The organism is Paenibacillus glycinis (genome assembly GCF_009909185.1).
Taxonomy (GTDB): Bacteria; Bacillota; Bacilli; order Paenibacillales; family Paenibacillaceae; genus Paenibacillus_Z; species Paenibacillus_Z glycinis.
In genome coordinates this window covers 207,421-223,768 of record NZ_JAAAMV010000002.1, presented here as the reverse complement: position 1 = coordinate 223,768, position 16,348 = coordinate 207,421, and the positions used below count along the sequence as shown (strand labels likewise).

The 16,348-nt window shown below is 61.1% G+C and carries 15 protein-coding genes; 14 read left to right on the top strand and 1 reads right to left on the bottom strand.

Annotated features, from left to right (window positions below; all coding sequences use genetic code 11):
* Window positions 1–97: 97 nt before the first annotated feature.
* The 8 genes from GT019_RS05080 (at window position 98) to GT019_RS05045 (ending at window position 9,467) form a co-directional block, all read left to right on the top strand.
* The gene (locus GT019_RS05080) at window positions 98–1,219 is read left to right on the top strand and encodes a sensor histidine kinase (RefSeq protein ID WP_161741665.1); all 1,122 of its coding nucleotides are present in this window, start codon (window positions 98–100) and stop codon (window positions 1,217–1,219) included.
* 22 nt (window positions 1,220–1,241) lie between these two features.
* Complete coding sequence (locus GT019_RS05075; RefSeq protein WP_161741664.1) at window positions 1,242–1,805, top strand: GNAT family N-acetyltransferase; 564 nt, start codon at window positions 1,242–1,244, stop codon at window positions 1,803–1,805.
* 413 nt (window positions 1,806–2,218) lie between these two features.
* Window positions 2,219–3,730: a PTS mannitol transporter subunit IICB gene (locus GT019_RS05070; RefSeq protein ID WP_161741663.1), complete on the top strand. Its 1,512-nt coding sequence runs from the start codon at window positions 2,219–2,221 to the stop codon at window positions 3,728–3,730.
* A 63-nt stretch (window positions 3,731–3,793) separates the two neighbouring features.
* The gene (locus tag GT019_RS05065) at window positions 3,794–5,839 is read left to right on the top strand and encodes a BglG family transcription antiterminator (RefSeq protein ID WP_161741662.1); all 2,046 of its coding nucleotides are present in this window, start codon (window positions 3,794–3,796) and stop codon (window positions 5,837–5,839) included.
* Between the two features lie 23 nt (window positions 5,840–5,862).
* Complete coding sequence (locus GT019_RS05060; protein WP_161741661.1) at window positions 5,863–6,300, top strand: PTS sugar transporter subunit IIA; 438 nt, start codon at window positions 5,863–5,865, stop codon at window positions 6,298–6,300.
* Window positions 6,297–7,451, top strand: a complete 1,155-nt coding sequence (locus GT019_RS05055; protein WP_161741660.1) for a mannitol-1-phosphate 5-dehydrogenase — start codon at window positions 6,297–6,299, stop codon at window positions 7,449–7,451. The genes GT019_RS05060 and GT019_RS05055 overlap by 4 nt, the downstream gene beginning before the upstream one ends.
* A 16-nt stretch (window positions 7,452–7,467) precedes the next feature.
* A complete protein-coding gene (gene ptsP, locus GT019_RS05050; RefSeq protein ID WP_161741659.1) occupies window positions 7,468–9,207 on the top strand; it encodes a phosphoenolpyruvate--protein phosphotransferase in 1,740 nt (579 codons plus the stop codon).
* Window positions 9,204–9,467 carry an HPr family phosphocarrier protein gene (locus tag GT019_RS05045; RefSeq protein WP_161741658.1) on the top strand — a complete coding sequence of 88 codons (264 nt, stop codon included), beginning with the start codon at window positions 9,204–9,206 and terminating at the stop codon, window positions 9,465–9,467. The genes ptsP and GT019_RS05045 overlap by 4 nt, the downstream gene beginning before the upstream one ends.
* Before the next feature lie 91 nt (window positions 9,468–9,558).
* Here GT019_RS05045 and GT019_RS05040 read toward each other — a convergent pair whose 3' ends face one another.
* Window positions 9,559–10,050, bottom strand: a complete 492-nt coding sequence (locus tag GT019_RS05040) for a DinB family protein (protein ID WP_161741657.1) — start codon at window positions 10,048–10,050, stop codon at window positions 9,559–9,561.
* 281 nt (window positions 10,051–10,331) lie between these two features.
* On the opposite strand from GT019_RS05040, the gene GT019_RS05035 reads away from it, so the two are divergent.
* From GT019_RS05035 to GT019_RS05010, 6 genes are all read left to right on the top strand, one after another.
* Window positions 10,332–10,793 (top strand): hypothetical protein, encoded by a 462-nt coding sequence (locus tag GT019_RS05035; protein WP_161741656.1) that lies wholly within the window; start codon window positions 10,332–10,334, stop codon window positions 10,791–10,793.
* An 89-nt stretch (window positions 10,794–10,882) separates the two neighbouring features.
* Window positions 10,883–11,371 carry an RrF2 family transcriptional regulator gene (locus tag GT019_RS05030; protein WP_161741655.1) on the top strand — a complete coding sequence of 163 codons (489 nt, stop codon included), beginning with the start codon at window positions 10,883–10,885 and terminating at the stop codon, window positions 11,369–11,371.
* 224 nt (window positions 11,372–11,595) lie between these two features.
* Window positions 11,596–12,510, top strand: a complete 915-nt coding sequence (locus GT019_RS05025; RefSeq protein WP_161741654.1) for an NAD(P)/FAD-dependent oxidoreductase — start codon at window positions 11,596–11,598, stop codon at window positions 12,508–12,510.
* Window positions 12,511–12,555: 45 nt separating this feature from the next.
* The gene (locus tag GT019_RS05020; RefSeq protein WP_161741653.1) at window positions 12,556–13,401 is read left to right on the top strand and encodes an NAD-dependent epimerase/dehydratase family protein; all 846 of its coding nucleotides are present in this window, start codon (window positions 12,556–12,558) and stop codon (window positions 13,399–13,401) included.
* 237 nt (window positions 13,402–13,638) lie between these two features.
* Entirely contained in the window at window positions 13,639–15,174 is a 1,536-nt protein-coding gene (locus GT019_RS05015) for a spore germination protein (protein ID WP_161741652.1), read from the top strand.
* Window positions 15,171–16,337, top strand: a complete 1,167-nt coding sequence (locus GT019_RS05010; RefSeq protein WP_161741651.1) for a Ger(x)C family spore germination protein — start codon at window positions 15,171–15,173, stop codon at window positions 16,335–16,337. Before GT019_RS05015 ends, GT019_RS05010 begins: the two co-directional genes overlap by 4 nt.
* Window positions 16,338–16,348: the final 11 nt, after the last annotated feature.

The following is a 16,348-nucleotide window of genomic DNA, read 5'->3' as shown; positions in this document are numbered from 1 at the left end:
GGATTTGGAGGGTAATATATGGTAATTGAGCGCCTTGGCAGGAATACGAGGCGGATTGTGGAAAGTAGTAGTATATTTCATACGACGGAGCGATACCATGAGCGAATTCATCCGATTTTTCGAAACGCATACCGGCACCATTATCGAAAACTGGATCTACCGTATGGAAACAGCTTACCCCGGGCAAAACAATTTGGACCTGCTGCGCGCCCTCAGCAAAAAATATATCGTGCTGATCGCCGATATCGATATCCCGTTGGATCACCATCCCATCTATCGCGAATTCGAAGTATGGTGCGAGAATCTCCTGCAGCAGAAAGTGACGATCGACCAAGTGCTCAAAAGCTCGGCGTTCTTCCGCGAAGCCTTCATCGACGCGATCGCCGAATTCGACGCGGAACGATCCGAATTAATGCGGCTGATCGCATGCGCGATCTCGCGGATCGACACCTTTCAAGCGACGATTTACACCTATTTCTGGAAGCATGCCCACGGCAAAATCCAAGCGCAGGACAAGCTGATCGAGGATATGCACGACGATAAGCTGAATCTCATCGGCAAGATGGCATCCAGCATGGCGCACGAGATTCGCAATCCATTGACGACCATCAAGGGCTTCTTCGTGCTTGTCCGCAAGCTGCTGCCGCCGGACGAACTGGGCAAAATCGACAACTATTTGGATATCATCGACCATGAATTCCGCAACATCGAAATGCAAATCACGGGCTTCCTGAGCTTCTCGCGCAAGCCGATCGCCGACGAGGACAGCATCGTCACGCCGCTGAACGAATTGATCGAGAAAACGCTGCTGCTCGTCAGTCCGCTGCTCTTGAACGAGAATATCGATCTGTCGTTGTCGCTGCAGGAAGGCATCCGGGTCAAAATCCAAAAGGTGTCCGTCGTTCAAGTGTTCTCCAACCTGCTGAACAATGCGATCGACGCGCTGCGCGAAGGGAAGGGCGACCGGAAGATCATCGTGCTCACCTATGCCGACGATGCTTATACATACGTAAGAATCAGCAATACGGGGCCGGAGATCCCGCAGGAGATGCAGCAGCGCCTGTTCGCGCCGTTCGTCACGAGCAAATCCGACGGAACGGGCCTCGGGCTTGCCATCTGCAAGCAAATCGTGGAACGGAACGGCGGCACGATCTCGTTCGAATCCAATCGGCACGAGACGTCGTTCACCGTCAGGCTCAACAGCTTTTTGGACGAATAAAGAGACACGAGAGGGATCGAGCATGGAACTGGAACATCGGACGACGGAACAGTGGAACGAGGCATTATGGGCGGAAGCGGAGCCGATCTACCGGGAAGGATTTCCCGAGCACGGCAGGAAGCCGAAGGCGATCGTCCGCCGCATGTTCGAGCGGGGCATCTGCGAGCTGCATGTTTGGGGCGAGCCCGGCGCGGCGCTCGCGATGGCGCTGACGGCGTTCGACGCGCGCGCCGGCGTGCTCGTCATCGATTACTTGGCCGTGCGGGAGTCGCGGCGGGGCGAAGGAGTCGGCCGCGCATGCGTCGCGTCGGTCAGGCACTGGGCGCTTGGCGTCAAGCCGGACTGCAAGGGCCTCGTCATCGAAGCCGAAGCCGAGGAGACGGCGGACAACGCCAAGCGGATCCGATTCTGGGAGAAGGCCGGATTCACGCTGACGGAATACGTGCACGCCTATATCTGGGTCCCGGAGACGTACCGCGCGATGGTTATGAGCTTCGACGCCGGCCATCCCTTGACGGACGACGGCAGGGAGCTGTTCAAAGCGATCACCAGGTATCACGAAAGGGCGTATCGCGGACGCGAATAACCGCCCGAAGTTGATGGAGGCCGTAGATGCGAGCCTGGCATGCCTTCCCCGAACAACCGCGGCCGACGCGGTTTTTTTGCTATCCAAGAGTTCGATTCGCATGAATCGACAACGCATTGCGATCGGATTGGCAGGCGATGAGAAGTCTGCCGGGCCGCTGTTTCCCCAAGCATGGGAGGCCGCGGTTTTTTGCGTTTTCTCCTTGTTCATGCCGTTTTCGCCTTCATCATTCCGATTCGTCATTCCGAATCGGCGGGGAGCGGATTCGGCAATACTATCGGCAGCGAACGACGGCTAGCAAAATCATGTCAACATCGATCATGACCGAATGCGATTTTCATTTGATTGAACATGAAAGCGCTTGGCTTTACGATAAGGACGCAACATATTTCATTCCATGGGGGGCTATCCTAATGGCAACTGCAGCTGCGAGACAAAAGCCATCCGCAGATGGCGCTAGAGTGAAAGTACAGCGTTTCGGACGCTTCTTGAGCGGCATGGTCATGCCGAATATCGGCGCTTTCATCGCCTGGGGCCTGATTACCGCGCTGTTCATTCCGACGGGCTGGATTCCGAACGAGGAGCTGGCGAAGCTGGTCTCGCCGATGATCACGTACCTGCTGCCGCTTCTGATCGGATATACGGGCGGCACGATGGTTCACGGGACGCGCGGCGGGGTCATCGGCGCGGTCACCACGATGGGGGTCATCGTCGGCACGGACATTCCGATGTTCATGGGGGCGATGTTGGTCGGACCATTGGCGGCTTGGGTGCTGAAGCAATTCGACCGCGCGATCGAAGGCAAGATCAAATCCGGCTTCGAGATGCTCGTGAACAACTTCTCGTCCGGCATCATCGGCGGCATCTTGGCCATCGTCTCCTATCTGGTCGTCGGACCCGCCGTTCAGGTCGTGAGCAAGGGCCTCGCCAACTGCGTGCAAGCGCTGGTGGACGCGAACCTGCTGCCGCTGGCGAACGTGCTCATCGAACCGGCGAAGGTGCTGTTCCTGAACAACGCGATCAACCACGGCGTGCTCAGCCCGATCGCGCTGGAGCAAGCGTCCAAGACGGGGCAGTCGATTCTGTTCATGCTGGAATCCAATCCGGGTCCGGGACTCGGCATCCTGCTCGCGTATTGGCTGGTAGGACGGGGCTCCGCCAAGATGTCCGCCCCGGGCGCGGCTATCATCCACTTCTTCGGCGGGATTCACGAAATCTACTTCCCTTATATTCTGATGAATCCGCGGCTGATTCTGGCGGTCATCGCCGGGGGCGTGACCGGCACGTTCACGTTCTCGCTGTTCCACGCGGGCTTGGTCGCGCCGCCGTCGCCGGGCAGCATATTCGCTTACATCGCCATGGCGCCGAAGGGAGGCCTGCTGTCGATCTTCACCGGGATCATCACGGCGACGATCGTATCCTTCCTGGTCGCGGCGCTTCTGCTGAAGACGAGCAAGCATACCGAGGAAGAAGACGGCTTGGAAGAAGCCGCGGCGAAAGTGAAACAAATGAAGCAAGCGCCGATCGCGGCATCGGCAGCGCCAGCGACACCGGCGGCAGCTCCGATCGTGGCGGAAGGATCGGGCGGCAGCGCGGTTTCGGCAGCGCCGGCATCGAACGCGGACGCTGCGGGAGTCGTCAAAGCGGCGGCCGACGTGAACAAGATCGTGTTCTCCTGCGATGCCGGCATGGGTTCGAGCGCGATGGGCGCCTCGATTCTTCGCAAGAAGATGAAAGACGCCGGCGTCGGCGTAACGGTCATCAATACCGCGATCAGCGAGATTCCGTCCGATGCCGACATCGTCGTCACGCACAAATCGCTGACAGACCGGGCGCGCAGCCAAGCGCCGCAGGCGGAGCATATCGGGATCGACAATTTCATGAAAAGTCCGGCGTACGACGAGTTGGTCAATCGTTTACGTTAACAGAACCGACTAACGCTGGCATCCTGCCGGCGTTATCTCCTTTTCGGCATGAGGTGCATGGGCATGAAATTATCTCACCGGCATCGGCAGATTCTGGAGCTGCTGCTCGCGCGAAGCGAAGACGTCACGGCAGGGGAGATCGCCGCCGAGATCAACGTCAGCACGAGAACCGTTCACCGGGAGCTGTCCGAGCTCGAGACCGTCGTCGGCGAGATGGGCGCGGCGCTGCAGAAGAAGTCGGGCACGGGGATTCACCTGCAGGCGGACGGCGAGAAGCTGCAGGCGCTGAGAAGCCTGCTGCTCGAATCGAAGGCGGTCGAATACTCCGCGCAGGACCGCAAGCTGATCGTGCTGTGCCTGCTGCTGCAGGAGAATGAACCGCTTAAGCTGTTCACGCTCTCCCGCGAGCTCGGGGTCACCGTGCCGACGGTCACGAGCGACTTGGACGAATTGGAGGAGCGGATCAAGCAAGCGGACCTCGTGCTCGTCCGCAGAAGAGGGTACGGCGTCAGCCTGGGCGGCTCCGAGTCGAACATGCGCGGCATGATCGCGCGGCTGGCGCGAAGCTTCCTGGACGAATCCGATTTGTTCGGCCGATCGGACCAACCTCAGGGTCCCGCCACGGCGAGGCTGCTGGCATTGATCGGAAAATCGTACTTCGGCCAGGTGGAGGAAGCGCTGTGGCAGGCCGCGGACGACGAGCTGAACGCCTTGCCCGAGAAGGAATACACGCAGCTGCTGATCCGGATCGCGATTGCGATCGCGCGGATTCGAGCCGGCAGGCCGATCGAGCTGCGGCCGGAGAAGCAGTCCGAGCGCCGGCGCGAGCTGTCGGCGGACGTGATCGCGCATCTGTCGCAGGCCGTCGGCTTGGCGTTCTCCACCGCGGAGACCGCCTATATCGCCGGGCTGCTCGAGCCGCGGCGCGCCGCGCATCCGAATCAATTGCTGCCCGAGGAAGCGCTGGGTTACATGGAGCTGGTCTGGAAGCTCGTCCGGAACATGGAGGCGCGGAGCGGCGTTCGATACAGCGCCGACCGTTCGCTGAGGGACGGCCTGCTCGGCCATCTGGAATCCGCGCTGAAGCGGCTGCGGACGGGGGCCAATATCCGGAATCCGCTGCTCGCGCAGATCAAGCGGGATTACGAGGGGTTGTTTCGCGAGCTTCGCGATGCGGTGAACGAGACGTTGACGGAGACCGAGGTACCCGATGAGGAAATCGGCTATCTCGTCATGCATTTCGGGGCTTCGCTGGAGCGGCAAAAGCAGTTCCGGCGCAATGTCAGGGCGATCATCGTCTGCACGAGCGGCATCGGGACGTCCAAGATGCTCGCCGTCCGCCTGACGAAGGAGCTCCCGCAAGTCGACATCGTCGGCCACGCGTCCTGGTTCGAGGCGGCCAGAATCCCGGAAAGCGAGTACGATCTGATCATCTCGACGGTTGAGCTCCCCTTGGACGAGGAGCGGTACGTCAAGCTCAGCCCGCTGTTGACGCCGGAGGAAACGGAGCGGCTGCGGTTCTTCATTCAGAACGTGACGCTGCGCAAGGACGACGCCGACTTGCCGGGGACCGATACGCATGCATTCGGCGAGCCGTTCGCAATGCCGGACCGCGTCCAGCGGTACGTCGACGAAATCGTCGGGATCGTCGAACGGTTCGTCGTCCGCGAGCTGGAGAATTCGTTCGACAGCCTGCAGGCGACGCTGGCCGCCATGTGCGGCTATGCGAGGCAGGCGGGAGTCATCGACGACGAGGCGCCGATCGTGCGGCTATTGCTGCAGCGCGAACGCCAGAGCAGCCAGGTCATTCCCGACACAGGCCTAGCGCTCTTCCATGTCCGCAGCGAGCTGGTCCGCCTGCCCTCGCTGGGACTGTTCCGGCTGCGGGAGGACTTGGTGCTGGAGGGGAGCGCGCCTTCCGGCGTCCGGCAGGTGCTGCTGATGCTCGGACCGCGCGAGCTCTCGAAGGAAAGCCTGGAAGTGCTGAGCGAGATCAGCTCGTATCTGCTGATCCCGCAGATGGTCGAGCTGCTGCAGGACGGCAGCCGCGCAGAGATTCAACGGTTCCTGTCGCGGGAGCTCGAAGCGTTTCTGGAGACGAAAAAATAAACGGATAGAGGAGAAAACCTACGATGAGTATATTATCGAACGACAAAGTGAAATTGAACGCGCGGCCGAAGGATAAATTCGACGCGATCCGCATGGCAGGGCAGCTGCTCGTCGATGCCGGGCACGCGTCGGAGGGCTACATCGCCAAGATGCTGGAGCGCGAATCCACGCTGTCGACTTATATGGGCAGCGGGCTCGCCATTCCCCACGGCACGCAGGATTCGAAATCGTTGATCCATTCGACGGGGCTGTCCATCGTGCAAATTCCGGAAGGCGTGGATTTCGGCGAAGGCGAGAAGGCCTATCTCGTGATCGGCATCGCCGCGGCGGGCAACGATCATCTGGAGATACTGACGAACGTCGCGATGATCTGCTCCGAGGACGAGAACATGGAAGCCATCCTGAAGGCTTCTTCGCCCGAAGCGATGGTGCGGATCTTCGAAAGCGGGCTGGAATCATGAAGGCCGTTCATTTCGGAGCGGGGAACATCGGCAGGGGCTTCATCGGCCTCATCCTGTCCCAGGCAGGATACGAGGTCGTGTTCTCCGACGTGAACGTCGCGCTGGTCGAGCACTTGCGGCAAAAAAAGGCGTATACGGTCCGCTTGGCGAACGAAGCGCAGGATATTCTTCACGTCGACAACGTAACGGCGATCAACGGCAATAACCTGGACGAAGTGGCGGAAGCCGTGGCCCAGGCGGATCTGGTCACCACGGCCGTCGGCGTGAACATCCTGCGCCATATCGCCGCCGGCATCGCGAAGGGCTTGGAGCTGCGCATGGCGCGCGGGGCCGGTCCGCTGCATATTATCGCCTGCGAGAACGCGATCGGCGGGAGCACGCAGCTGAAGGCGCATGTATACGGCCATCTGAGCCTGGAGCAGCAGGAGCACGCGAGCCGGTCGATCGCGTTCCCGGATGCCGCCGTCGACCGGATCGTGCCGCTGCAGCAGAACGACGATCCGCTCGAAGTCCGGGTCGAGCCGTTCTATGAATGGGTCGTCGACGAATCGCAAATGATTCCGGGCACGCCGCGCATCGCGGGCATTCATTACGTGGATATCCTGGAGCCGTACATCGAGCGGAAGCTGTTCACGGTCAACGCGGGACACTGCGTCGCGGCTTATTTGGGGAGCTATTACGGGTTCGCGACGATCCAGGACGCCATGGCGAACGGACCGGTCGCGGCGCTCGTGCGGCAGACGATGGAGGAGACGGGCGCCGTGCTCGTCAAGCGGTACGGCTTCGACGCGGAAGAGCATGCGGCCTATATCCGTCAGATCCTGGACCGCTTCGTCAATCCGTACTTGACGGACGACGTGAAGCGCGTCGGCAGATCGCCGATCCGCAAGCTGTCCGCGAACGATCGCCTCGTTCGGCCCGCCATGCAGGCCTTCGAGCTGGGGCTGCCCGTCAAGTATTTGACGCTCGGCATGGCGGCGGCGCTGCTGTTCGTCGCCGCCGACGATCCCGAAGCGGTGCAACTCCAGGCGGACCTGCAAGCGATCGGCGCGAGCGGGACCGTAACCAAGTACACCGCGATCGGCGAGGAGCATCCGCTTCACGCGGCGATCGTCGACCAATACGAGCAGCTGAAGAAAGCGAAAACCTAAGGGGGGCGTGCGCACCATGACGAATAAGACGACGAAAAGGCTCTCCGGCATCGCGGCGTCGCCGGGCATCGCCATCGCCAAGGCGTTTCGGCTGCGGCAGGATCATTACGTTCCCGCGGATGGCGCAATCGCGGATCCGGTCGCCGAGGCGGAACGGTTCAGGGAGGCGGCTGCCGTCGCCAAGGCGGAGCTCGAGGCGATTCGGGCGATGACGGAGCGGAAGATCGGCGCGGCGAAGGCGGAGATCTTCGAAGCGCATCTGCTGCTGCTGGAAGATCCCGACCTGATCGATGCCATCCTCGAGAAGATCGGGCAGGAATCCATGAACGCGGAATACGCGCTTCACGAGACGGCCCAGGGCTTCATCGATTTGCTGTTGTCGATGGACAACGAGCTGCTGCGCGCGCGGGCGGCTGACGTCCGCGACGTCTCCGGGCGCTTGATGAGCCGGCTGCGCGGCGTTTCCTACGCGGCGGTATCCGCCATTAGCGAACCCTGCGTGCTGGTCGCCGAGGATTTGACGCCTTCGGATACCGCGCAGCTGAACCCGGACTACGTGCTCGGCTTCGTGACCGAGATCGGCAGCCGCACTTCCCATTCGGCGATCATGGCCCGCTCGCTCGAGATACCGGCCATCGTCGGCGCCGGGACCGAAGCGGCCGATATCGAGACGGGGACGATGATCATTATGGACGCCGAGCAAGGCAGCGTGATCGTCGAGCCGTCCGATGAAGAACTGACGGCGTACCAAGCGCGCAAGGTCGAATACGACCGCCGCAAGGACGAACTGCGCAAGCTGATGGATCAACCGACCGTCTCGCAAGACGGGCATCGCGTCGAGTTGGCGGCCAACATCGGCAGCGTGGAAGACCTGCAGAAGGTGCTGGCCAACGGCGCGGAAGGGATCGGCCTGTTCCGCACGGAATTCCTGTATATGGGACGCGCCGCGCTCCCGAGCGAGGAAGAGCAGTTCCACGTATACAAGCACGTGCTCGAACGGATGGAAGGCAAGCCGGTCGTGATCCGGACGCTCGACATCGGCGGGGACAAAGAGCTGCCGTACATGAAGCTCCCGGCCGAGAGCAATCCGTTTCTCGGGCTTCGCGCGATTCGCCTCTGCCTGGACCGGCAGGAGCTGTTCCGCACGCAGCTCAGGGCGCTGCTGCGGGCAAGCGTGCACGGCCAGCTCAAGATCATGTTCCCGATGATCGCGGTCGCCGCGGAGCTGCGCGAAGCGAAGCGGCTGCTGCGGGAGGAGAAGGAGAAGCTCCTCCGGGAAGGCGTCCCGGTATCGGAATCGATCGAGGTCGGCATCATGGTCGAAGTGCCGGCCGCCGCGCTCGCCGCGGACATGCTGGCGAAGGAAGCCGATTTCTTCAGCATCGGCACCAATGACCTTATCCAATATACGATGGCGGCCGACCGCATGAACGAGAACGTGGCGTATCTGTACCAGCCCTGCCATCCGTCCATTCTGCGCCTGATCCGCATGGTAATCCAGGCCGCGGCCAAGGAGGGCAAATGGGTCGGCATGTGCGGCGAGATGGCGGGCGATCAGACGGCGATCCCCGTCTTGCTCGGCATGGGGCTGCATGAATTCAGCATGAGCGCGAGCTCGATCCTTCCCGCGCGGGCGTTGATCAAGCGGCTGTCGCAACGGGATTGGGCCGCGCATACGGAGCAGATCCTGTCCATGGACAGCCAAGAGAGCATTCACGCATTCGTTAACCAACAGACTAGGAGTGACTTCGCATGATCGCGCAAACCTTTACCGTGCTTAATCCGTCGGGCTTCCACGCGCGCCCGACCAAAGTATTCGTTCAAGCCGCCGGCGGCTTTCCGTGCAAGATCAGCGTCCAGAAGGGCGGCAAGAAGGTCAACGGCAAAAGCTCCCTCAGCATGCTGACGCTCGGCATCCAGCAGAACGAGGAAGTGACGCTCGAAGCGGACGGCGATCAGGAAGAACAGGCCGTTCAAACGCTCGGCGAGCTGCTGACGAAGATTTTCGAAGAGTAGCGCCCTGGCGTTGACCCCGGGAAGACATGCCAAAACCTCCGGTTCCTTGTACAAAGGGGAGCCGGAGGTTTTTGCGTTGGTCCGTCGCCGATCAGTCGAACGAACGCCGCTCGGGCCAGGAGCCCTGGAGTTTGCGGACCATGATGATTTGCCCGGTATGGTACGCGTCGTGCATGGCGAGCGAGTGCGCCCAGTTGCCGAAGGTCGTGGTCGGAAGCTTGCGTTCGAAGTCTTCTTCCGTCCAGCCGGCGAGCTGCGCGCGGATCCCCGCATGAATCGCCCGGAGCCGGTCCAGGGCGTCGTTCCAATCGGCCTGCGATGCGGCGGGGACGGCGAACGTATCGTCGTTGGTCACGCCCTCAGGGTAGGCGCGCTCTTCGCCGGTCAACCGTTTCAACAGCCGTTCCTTGTAAAAAATCAGATGCTGGACCGTCTCCCGGACCGTGTTGACATGACCGCCTTCCGGTCGCCAATGCGCCTGCTCGGCCGTCAGTCCGTTCAGCGCGTCCGAGAGCGGGGGATACCAGTCTTCCTGGCCGTATGCGTAATCCCAGCCGCGCAGCAGCAGTTCGGTTTTGCTCACTTCAGTTCCTCCTCGGTCAAGTTTTGTGACAATGGTGATATTCGATAGAAATGGATTACAATGGGAATGTACCACAAGTCGCCGATTCCGTTCAACGGCGCGATCGACGAACTGCCGCTTCGGCAAGCTTTGCGGCCATTTCCGCGTTATCGCGCCTATCGGGAAAGCCGCCGCCGGCGCGAACGGAGCGACGCGAAGCCTTTTTCCGGTTTTGGCGTTTTTCCGGTTTGGCCCGACTTGAAATTGGCAAGCCTAACAATAAAAAAAAGGAAAATCATTTCATGGCTCTTTTCATCGGCTCGATTGCAATCTTCAACGTGCTTGCGTTCAAGGCCAATAAACGGCTGAGCCGGAACGAGCTCGTTCACATCTGGACGTTTACGATGGCGTTTCAGCTGTTGTTCGATACCATCATCGATTTCAGGTTCAAAGGCTACTGGTATTTCGCCAAAGAGACGATCGAGTGGGCGGCGGTGCTGTCCAGAAGCGTCTTGATTCCGCCGGTCAACGTGTTGTTTTTGAGTTTTTTTCCGTTTCAACGGACGTATGTAGCCAAGTCCGTATACATCGCATCCTGGACCGTCATCATCCTGGGCTACGAGCTCGTTACGATGCTGCCCGAGCCGTGGGGGTATTTTCATTACGGCTGGTGGAACCTCGGCTATTCGGCGATCATCGACCCGATCTTGTTCTTGATCCTGCTGGCTTATTACAAATGGATCCGCAAAATTCAAAACCAATGACGCGCATCGACTTGAATCCGGCGAGTTCATCGTTTATTATGGACATTATACATCCATAAAGGATTAGATATCCGGAAGGAGGCAACGCCATGCAGTTTTCCAAAAGCACGGGCAACGCGCTTCATGCCTTGATCCACTTGGCGCATTCCGACCGGGGGCAGCACGTCGGCATTAAGGAGCTGTCGTCGTCGCTCGGCGTATCGGACAGCTACTTGTCCAAAATCATGTCCAAGCTGCGGCAGGACGGCATCGTGCGCGCGTCGACGGGAGCGAGCGGCGGCTACGAGCTCGCGCGTCCGGCCGACCGGATCTCGTTTCTCGACGTGATCCAGGTGATCGAAGGCCGCCAGCAATTATACGAATGCCTCAACGCGAACGCGCATCATCATCCGCTCGCGGAGGCGGCGGAATGGAGCGAGGAAGAGGAATCCGGCCACCCGGAAAGCAAGGATTGCCTCGTCAAGAAGGTGATGAACGGTGCCGAGCTGCAGATGCAGTCGTATTTGCGCGCGCATACGATCCAATGGGTATTGGACCATGCGTCGCCGGGCAGCATCCGCGGGGGAAACGGGGAGTAAGACGGCACTTGCGCGGCATTCGGGGGAAGGGGAATCAAACGGCCATAGCGGGGAGAGGTTGAGTAAGCCAGTAATCGCGCAGCGTCCGCGGCGGGAAAGGCGAGAAGGACGGCGGTTCGCGTCTGCTTATCGCGCGAGCTTGAGACGGCGCGCGCAGGCACTTCAAACTCAAGCAACTTTTGTGCTTTTATTATGGACATTATAGCTCCGGAAGGATGATGAATATGGAACAATGGATGGATGTAGGCATTATCGGCGGCGGTCCGGCGGGGTTGAATGCGGCGCTCGTGCTGGGCAGGGCCAGAAAAAGCGCCGTCGTGATCGACGAAGGGCGGCCGCGCAACCGCGTGACCGGCGAAACCCACGGGTTTCTGACGAGAGACGGCATCGCGCCCGGCGAATTCCGGCGGATCGCGATGGAGCAGATGCAAGCATATCCGTCCATCGCCTTCGTATCGGACGCGGCAACCGCGGTGACGGGGACCGACGGCGACTTTCGAATCGAGACGGCGGGAGGCAGCAGCTATCGCTGCAAGAAGCTGCTCTTCGCCGTCGGCATGCGGGATCTCCCGCTCGACATCGACGGTCTGGCGGACGTCTACGGCAGGAGCGCGTTCGTCTGTCCGTACTGCGACGGCTGGGAATTGCGCGACCGCAAGCTCGTCTTGATCGTCAAGGGCGCAAGAGCGCTGCATTCGGCGAAGACGCTGTCGGGATGGACGAACGACATCACGATCCTTACCGACGGACCGGACGAATGGACGGACGGGCAGCGCGAAGAGCTGAAGCGGCACCGGGTAACCGTATTCGACTCGCCGATCCGGCGGATCGAGTCCGCGGACGGCATGGTCGAACGCGTGATCCTGCGGGACGGCACGGCCGTGCCCTGCGCCGGCATCTTCTTCGCGCCGAAGCTGGCTGCCGGGTCGGAGCTGCCGAAGTCGCTCGGCTGCCGCGTGACGGAGGCGGGCACGGTCGTCGCGGACGCGTTCGGCAAAACGAGCGTCCCCGGGGCGTACGCCGCCGGGGACGCGGCGACGGAGCTGTACCAGGCGGTCGTCGCCGCGTCGCTCGGCTCGCTGGCCGGCGTGGGCATCAACACCGAGCTGCTGGCGGAGGCATGGGAGAGAGAGGCATAATCAAGCGGCGGATGCCGAAGCTGAGCGAAGATAGGGGAGAATTGCGTGCATATCTTGATTACCGGAGCAAGCGGATTCATCGGCAAGAAACTAGTCTCGCGCCTGTCGGGCGACCATACGGTCATCTGCTTGTCGCGAACGGCGTTCGAGGCGAATGCGGCGTTCGTGCAGGGCGCCTTTGACCGGCCCGAGGACCTGCGCGGCTTGGACGACCGTGCGATCGAGCTCTGCATTCATCTAGGCGCGGTTACCGGAGGCTGCAGCGAGGAGGAAGGGCTCGACGTCAACGTGCTGGGAACGCGAAGGCTGTACCGGTATTTGCTCGATCGCGGCTGCCGGAGGTTCGTGACGGCAAGCTCCATCGCGGCCGTCGGCAGTCTGGACGACGCCTTCGTTCCGCGCTCGCTTCCGATTTCGGACGACCATCCCTGCCTGGCGACGGACGCCTACGGGCTGAGCAAAGCGATGGTCGAAGAACTGACCCGCTATTTCCAGCGCAAGGAACCGGAGGCGGAGTTCGTCAACCTGCGCTTCGGCGCGGTCGCTTCCGACGACTGGGCGCCAAGCCCCGTCGACTTGACCGCGCCGATGTCCGTTCCGTTCGTCGTCCTTGCGCACGTGCATGCGGGCGATGTCGTCGAAGGCATCGTCAGGGTCGTCGAAGCCCCGGCCCGCGCCGGCGCGAGGAACTATAATTTGGTCGGCCCCGACATCAGCAGCGACATTCCGGCCCGCGAAGCGCTGGAAGCCCTGCTCGGAAGAACGGACGGCTTCGACTATTACGACGAGCCGGGCAACGCCTATAAGCCGCTCTATGCGATGGACCGGTTCAAGGCGGATTACGGTTTCGCGCCGGCGCGGCCGACGGGCTTCCGCACGACTGGCCGATAGACCGGACGCGCATGAAGAAAAGGCGAGCATCGCGCGATGCTCGCCTTTTTGCCGCGGCGCGGGATAGGCCGCGATGCGCGGGCATACATAATTGACCGCTTTTGGGGGATATTACTGCTGTTATTCCTACCGTTCCTGATTTTTCCTATCCTGATTTTGCCGTGTTCTCATTCACGGTTCACTGTTCACCGATTTGCCGTACGTCAATGACCGTTTCAAGTCGAAGGTGGCCCGCGCATGGACTGGACGAAGCTCGCCCATAAAAAACTGCATAAGCCGGCGGCGCTCCGACAGGCGGAAGCAGAGCGCGAAGACGCTCCCCTGGCAAATGATTTGGCTGCCAACCGGCGAGCCTTCGAGCACGCGTTCCGAGACTGCTCGGATCTCGTGTTCCGGGAGCTGGCGATCGAAAATCATACCAAGCTCTTGCTTATCTATATCGATGGCATGATCGACGTCGAGCTCATCACGGTCAACGTGCTGTCGCCCTTGATCTACAAGGGGCTGCCTCAGGGGCTCGGCGCCATCGACAACATCGCCCAGATGTGCGAACAGCAGCTGTTCTCCGTGCTGCAGATGAGGAAGTCGTCGAATCTCGGCGAGCTCGTGACCGGCATTCTGAAAGGAAACCTCGCCATTCTCGCCGACGGCGAAGCAACCGCCTGCTTGGCCGGCGTGAAGCAGGTCGCGACCCGCGGCATCGAGGAGTCGACCTCCGAGCCCGCGCTGCGCGGACCGAAGGAGAGCTTTACCGAGAATCTTCGCACGAATACCGTTCTGCTGCGCGCCAAATTCGCGACGACCCGACTGAAGATCGAAGAGATGACGGTAGGCAGCCTCACCCGAACCGACGTCGTGATCGCCTATCTCGACGGGATCGTGGACCCCGACCTGCTCGAGGAGGTCCGCGCACGCGTCGCGCGCATCCAGGTGGAAGGAGTATTGGACTCCGGCTATATCGAGGAAGCCATCGAAGATACGCACTACTCCCCGTTCCCGCAAATGATGAGCAGCGAGCGTCCGGATGTCGTCGCGGCCGGGCTGATGGAAGGGAAGGTCGCCATCATCGCGGACGGCACGCCGTTCGCGCTGGTCGTGCCGATGACGTTCTGGAGCGGACTGCAGGCGCCGGACGATTATTACGAGCGGTTTCTGTACGTCGCCTTGAACCGGAGCATCCGGTACTTCTTCGCGGCGTTCTCGGTGCTCCTGCCGTCCTTCTACATCGCGCTGACCAATTTCCATCAGGAATTGATTCCCGGCAAGCTGATGATCACGATCGCGGCGCTCCGCGAGAGGGCGCCTTTCCCGACCGTGATCGAAGTGCTGATGATGGAGATCATGTTCGAAGGGCTGCGCGAAGCCGGGCTGCGCTTGCCCAAGCCGATCGGCCCGCTCGTGAGCGTCGTCGGCGCGCTGGTCATCGGAGAGGCGGCCGTCAGCGCGGGCATCGTATCGTCGCCCATCGTCATCGTCGTGTCCGCGGCCGGCATCGCCTCGTTCATCATCCCGCGCTACCGGTTCGGCATTCCGCTGCGGATGCTCCGTTTCCCGCTGCTCGTGCTCTCCGGCATGTTCGGCTTGTTCGGGCTGACGACGGGCGTCGTGGCCATCCTCATTCATCTCGTGCAGCTGCGTCCGTTCGGCATGCCGTACTTGTCCCCCCTCGCGCCGGCAGCCGGCCAATGGTTGAAGGATTGGTGGATTCGCTGGCCCCAGCGCTTGACGAAACGCAGCGAACCGGAGCCGGAGAATAGAGGCGGAGAAGCATGAGCGCGCACAGACTCGGCCTGCTGCTGCTCGCGCTCGTGGGCGTATCGCTGATCGCCGGCTGCGGAAACCGAAGAGAGCCCGACCACCTCGCCTTCAACATGGGAGACGGACTGGATATGACGAAGGACGGCAAGCTCGAGGTGAGCTTCCAAATCGCGCTGCCTTCCGGCATCGGAGGGGGAGACGGCACCTGGGGAGGCGGGGGAGCCGCTCACGAGACTTACGAACTGACGAGCGCGAAAGGGATCAACATCTACGACGCGATCCAGCATGCGCAGAAAGAGCTGTCGCGCGAATTGTTTCCCGGTCACCGCGAGGTTATCCTGATCGGGCAGCCTCTGGCGGAGCACGGGATCGCGCATCTTCTCGACGAGTTCGTCCGGAATCCGCGATCGGAACTGCGCTCCAAGCTGCTCGTCGTGAAGGATGCCGAAGCCAAGGACGTGCTGGCGCAAAAGGCGATCTTCGAACCGTTCATGTCGATGGGGCTCAGAAGGCAGCAGGATATTCTCCGGCTGCGTCATGTCTACTTCCATGATTTCATGTCGGATACGCTAACGGAAGGCCTGGATCCATACGTGCCGGCCATCGGCCTGACGGCCGCGTCCAAGCCGTATTATTATGGTTCCGCCGTGTTCAACAAAGCGATGGGCTTGAAGACGGTGGGCTTCCTTGACGCCAACGAGACCGCCTACGCGAATTGGATCACGGGCAAGCAAGCCGGATATGAATGCTCGCTGCCGATAGGGGGCGGCAATGGCGACAACATCAGCGTGACGTTCAATTCGCTGCGCAAAAGCATCCGTACGCGGAAGGCGCAGGATCGCATCATGGTCGACCTTCATTTGTCCGGCATCGGCGCGATCGTGGAGAACAATTCGACGCTGAATCCGACTCGGGCTCCGGACCGGCGCACCATCGAACAAGCCATCAACCGCAAGACGAAGAGGGAGATCGAAACTTTGATCGCCAAGGTCCAGCGGGAGTACCGCGCCGATATCTTCGGATTCGGCGAAGCCTATCACCGCCAGCATCCCTTGCAATGGAAGAAGGTGAGCGGGAAATGGAACGACCGTTTCCCCGAGCTTCGGGTCGCCGTGCAAGTCGAGTTGACCTGCGAGCGGAATTCGGGACTCGTCACGTCTCCGATCGACGTGAATTGATTCGAGAGCCC

Bases quoted from the DNA above. Each gene is read 5' to 3' on its own strand.
- GT019_RS05080 (WP_161741665.1), top strand. From the start codon at position 98: ATGAGCGAATTCATCCGATTTTTCGAAACGCATACCGGCACCATTATC.
- GT019_RS05075 (WP_161741664.1), top strand. From the start codon at position 1,242: ATGGAACTGGAACATCGGACGACGGAACAGTGGAACGAGGCATTATGG.
- GT019_RS05070 (WP_161741663.1), top strand. From the start codon at position 2,219: ATGGCAACTGCAGCTGCGAGACAAAAGCCATCCGCAGATGGCGCTAGA.
- GT019_RS05065 (WP_161741662.1), top strand. From the start codon at position 3,794: ATGAAATTATCTCACCGGCATCGGCAGATTCTGGAGCTGCTGCTCGCG.
- GT019_RS05060 (WP_161741661.1), top strand. From the start codon at position 5,863: ATGAGTATATTATCGAACGACAAAGTGAAATTGAACGCGCGGCCGAAG.
- GT019_RS05055 (WP_161741660.1), top strand. From the start codon at position 6,297: ATGAAGGCCGTTCATTTCGGAGCGGGGAACATCGGCAGGGGCTTCATC.
- ptsP (WP_161741659.1), top strand. From the start codon at position 7,468: ATGACGAATAAGACGACGAAAAGGCTCTCCGGCATCGCGGCGTCGCCG.
- GT019_RS05045 (WP_161741658.1), top strand. From the start codon at position 9,204: ATGATCGCGCAAACCTTTACCGTGCTTAATCCGTCGGGCTTCCACGCG.
- GT019_RS05035 (WP_161741656.1), top strand. From the start codon at position 10,332: ATGGCTCTTTTCATCGGCTCGATTGCAATCTTCAACGTGCTTGCGTTC.
- GT019_RS05030 (WP_161741655.1), top strand. From the start codon at position 10,883: ATGCAGTTTTCCAAAAGCACGGGCAACGCGCTTCATGCCTTGATCCAC.
- GT019_RS05025 (WP_161741654.1), top strand. From the start codon at position 11,596: ATGGAACAATGGATGGATGTAGGCATTATCGGCGGCGGTCCGGCGGGG.
- GT019_RS05015 (WP_161741652.1), top strand. From the start codon at position 13,639: ATGGACTGGACGAAGCTCGCCCATAAAAAACTGCATAAGCCGGCGGCG.
- GT019_RS05010 (WP_161741651.1), top strand. From the start codon at position 15,171: ATGAGCGCGCACAGACTCGGCCTGCTGCTGCTCGCGCTCGTGGGCGTA.